This window comes from Catenibacterium sp. co_0103, from assembly GCF_004168205.1.
Taxonomy (GTDB): Bacteria; Bacillota_I; Bacilli_A; order Erysipelotrichales; family Coprobacillaceae; genus Catenibacterium; species Catenibacterium mitsuoka_A.
The window spans coordinates 1-3,819 of record NZ_RCYB01000139.1; the positions used below are offsets into that span (position 1 = coordinate 1).

A 3,819-nucleotide genomic window follows, 5' to 3' on the forward strand; every position below is an offset into this window, starting at 1 on the left:
AAGAAATAAGGGGTGAGATTCACCCCTTACTGCGTAATAATTAAAATTTAGGAAACCCCTAGTTATTTTAAATTACCTTAACGTTTAGACTTATCGTAAGGCACACCATCTGCACGAGGCGCAGCTGAGTTCTTAGATGTGAATGCTAATAGAATTAAAGTGGCAACATATGGAATTAATTTATATGTTGTATCAGGTAAAGACATTTTAGCAAGTAATGGAACTGAGTTATATGTATAAGACAATGTCTTCATGAAACCAAAGAAGAATGCTGCACCAGCAATTCTTAATGGTGCCCAGTTACCAAAGATTAATACAGCTAAAGCTAAGAAACCATAACCAGCAACAGTACAAGTGAATTCTGTAGAAATTGGTAGGATATAGATAAGTCCACCCATACCAGCTAAGAAACCAGAAATACCTACACCTAGATATCTGATCTTATAAACACTGATCCCTGCAGCATCTGCTGCCTGAGGGTTTTCACCACAAGAACGGATTCTTAAACCAGTTTTAGTTTTCATAAGGAAATACCAAGAAATAATAAGAATCGCAATGCCTAGGAATGTAGTAAAGTAGCAGTTTTTGAAGAATAAGTCACCAAGTACTGGGATACTGCTAAGTCCAGGAACTTCAGAAATTCTGAATTCATTAGTGAATGAAACGTTCTGCATACCATCCTGTACAGTTTTTGCGATGAAGATACCAAGTGCCGGAGCAAGCATATTTAATGCAGTACCAGAAATAGTCTGGTCAGCGCTTAAATGAATGGCTGCAAAGGCATGAAGCATACTAAATAGTACACCAACAATACCAGAAATAAGTAAACCTGTTAAAAGAAGTGGCATACCATGAAGAATGTCATTAGACTGCATATAATTTAAATAGAATACACCAGCAAAACCACCAATAATCATAATACCTTCAAGGGCTAAGTTAACAACACCACTTCGTTCAGAGAACATACCACCCAAGGCAACGATCATTAATGGAATGGCAAATAGTAAAGTCTGAGCAAAAAGGAAATAAACTATACTCATTCTGTTTTACCTCCTTTATTCTGTATTTCTGTTTTTCTCTTTTTATTTCTTTGATAACGTTCTAATAAGGCTTTAATGAATAATGTGAATGAAGCAAAGTAGATAATAACAGCAACGATAATGTCAATAACTTCAATCGCAATATTAAGTGCCTGCATATAGTTACCACCAACATTAATATAACCAATGAATAAGGCAGCAAAGATACATCCAATTGGATTAGAGAAGCCAAGTAAGGCTACTGGGATACCGTTCCAGCCTTCGTTTGGTAATGTTTCTGTTATTGGTAATGTTTTACCAGTACCACATAAGTAAGTTAAGGCACCACCTACTCCAGCAAAGAATCCTGAAATCATAAGGGCTAAAACGATACATTTCTTTTCGTTCATACCTGCATATCTTGCTGCATCTTTATTGAAACCACATGCTTTTAGTTCATAACCAAAAGTAGTTTTATTCATGATAAACCAAGCAAGTACACAAAGTAAGATTGCAATGATAATACCAAGGTTAACACGATCACCAAAGATCTGATTTAAGCCAAATCCAGGAATACTACGTGCTTTAGATACAGCATAACTTTCTGCACCAGTAGAGTTGTAGATAGTGGCTTTAATACCCTGGATAACAAGTAACATACCAATATAGTTGCACATGATACCAGAAATAACAACGTTTACGTTACGAGCAGCCTTTAAGATACCAGGAATAAGTGCCCATAAAGCGCCAGCAATTCCAGCTCCTAAAATAGCAAAAATCCAAACTAAGTTATCTGGAATAAAAGTTGCTCTTAATGCGATAAATACAGCAGTGAAGCAACCTACCAAATACTGTCCAGGTACACCGATATTGAATTCACCACATTTATAAGCAAATGAAACAGATAGACCAGTCATCATGATTGGTACAGCTAAATAAATAACTTGTCCAATACTAGATAAACCTTCTCTAAAGCCACCTGTTAATAAAATAGATAATCCCTGTAATGCATCACTAGGATTAGCAATTAAGATAATGATAAAACCAACGACTAGCCCCATTAAAATTGCGAGTAAAGAAGACACAATTGATTTGAAGCTGGCACGTTCCATTAAAGCGGGTTTATTACTTTTCATAACCTTCTCCTCTCTTAGAACCTGCCATATAAAGTCCTAATTCCTGAATAGTAGTCTCTTTTGGATTAAGATCCGCAACGATTTCCCCTTCATACATCACTAAAATACGATCTGATAAGTTCATAACTTCATCAAGTTCAAGTGACACAAGTAATACTGCTTTATTGTTGTCTCTTGTCTTAACAATCTGCTTATGAATAAATTCAATAGCCCCAACATCTAGACCACGTGTAGGCTGTACTGCAATAAGTAGGTCATCATTCTGTTCTACTTCCCTTGCAATGATAGCTTTCTGCTGGTTACCACCAGACATACCACGTACAATAGAATTTCTTCCTTCACCTGAACGTACATCATATTCTTCAATAAGACGATCAGCATAAGTATTCATTGCGTCAAAATTAATAATGCCATGATTCTGGAAGTCTTTCTTATAATATGATTTTAAAATTAAGTTTTCACCAAGAGTATAATCAAGAACTAACCCATGTTTATGACGGTCTTCTGGGATATGAGATAAACCATGATCATTACGATAGCGAATACTCTTATGTGTAATCTCTTCATCATTTAAGTAAACATGACCCATATTAGGCTGTTCTAGACCTGCTAAGTTATAAATCAACTCACTCTGACCATTGCCATCAATACCAGCAATACAAACAATTTCACCTTTTCTTACTTCAAATGAAACATCATTTAAAAGAAGTTTATCTGAAGTCTTAGGCTGATAGCTTAAATGGTCAACCTTTAATACAACATCAGATGGTTTATGTTCATCTTTAGTGACTGTCAAGTTTACCTTATGACCAACCATCATTTCTGATAACTGTTCTTTAGTCACATCAGCTACATTGACTGTACCAACATAACGTCCCTTACGAATGATTGTACAGCGATCCGCTACTGCTTTGATTTCATTTAACTTATGAGTAATGAAAATGATGGATTTACCTTCCTTAATAAGTTCCTTCATGATTTTCATTAACTCATCAATTTCCTGTGGAGTGAGTACTGCAGTAGGTTCATCAAAAATCAAGATATCATTATTTCTATATAACATCTTTAAGATTTCTACACGCTGCTGCATACCAACAGTAATATCTTCAATCTTTGCATCTGGATCAATGTTTAAATGATACTTCTCAGATAAGCTCATCACCTTTTTGCGCGCATTATCTGTTTTAAGTTTACCAAATAACCCCTTCTCTTCAACCCCTAAAATAATGTTTTCCAATACAGTGAAATTATGAACAAGTTTAAAATGCTGATGCACCATACCAATGTTATATTTATTGGCATCATTTGGGTCATTGATTTTAACGCTTTGTCCATTAATCTTTATTTCACCTATATCAGGCTGATAAAGACCAAATAAAATACTCATCAAAGTAGATTTACCGGCACCATTCTCACCTAATAAAGCATGAATTTCGCCTTTTCTTACTTGAAGAGTAATATCGTCGTTTGCTTTAATACCAGGGAATTCTTTTGTGATATTAAGCATTTCAATAGCATATTCCAATATTCTCACCTCTGACCATATTATACTATAAATTGTTCACTTTAAAAATAACTAAATGTATTTTTGAATACCCATAATCTACAGGTAACGATTTAAGAGAAGTGTGGAGCAGAAATATTCAGGATATAGACTATTTGTC

3 protein-coding genes are annotated in these 3,819 nt (G+C 34.9%); all 3 read right to left on the reverse strand.

Translation table 11 applies throughout. The annotated features are described in order from the left end of the window. Window positions 1-77 precede the first annotated feature (77 nt). From EAI80_RS12330 to EAI80_RS12340, 3 genes are read right to left on the reverse strand one after another with little or no spacing between them, the layout of a single operon-like run. On the reverse strand, window positions 78-1,040 hold the full coding sequence (locus tag EAI80_RS12330; protein WP_129982274.1) for an ABC transporter permease: 963 nt from the start codon (window positions 1,038-1,040) through the stop codon (window positions 78-80). Further along, the gene (locus EAI80_RS12335) at window positions 1,037-2,155 is read right to left on the reverse strand and encodes an ABC transporter permease (RefSeq protein ID WP_129982275.1); all 1,119 of its coding nucleotides are present in this window, start codon (window positions 2,153-2,155) and stop codon (window positions 1,037-1,039) included. Before EAI80_RS12335 ends, EAI80_RS12330 begins: the two co-directional genes overlap by 4 nt. After that, window positions 2,145-3,680, reverse strand: a complete 1,536-nt coding sequence (locus tag EAI80_RS12340; RefSeq protein ID WP_129982276.1) for an ABC transporter ATP-binding protein — start codon at window positions 3,678-3,680, stop codon at window positions 2,145-2,147. The genes EAI80_RS12335 and EAI80_RS12340 overlap by 11 nt, the downstream gene beginning before the upstream one ends. Between the last annotated feature and the right edge of the window lie 139 nt (window positions 3,681-3,819).

What these genes read in the sequence shown, in the direction of transcription:
- EAI80_RS12330 (WP_129982274.1), bottom strand. Translation starts at nt 1,040, where the DNA reads ATGAGTATAGTTTATTTCCTTTTTGCTCAGACTTTACTATTTGCCATT.
- EAI80_RS12335 (WP_129982275.1), bottom strand. Translation starts at nt 2,155, where the DNA reads ATGAAAAGTAATAAACCCGCTTTAATGGAACGTGCCAGCTTCAAATCA.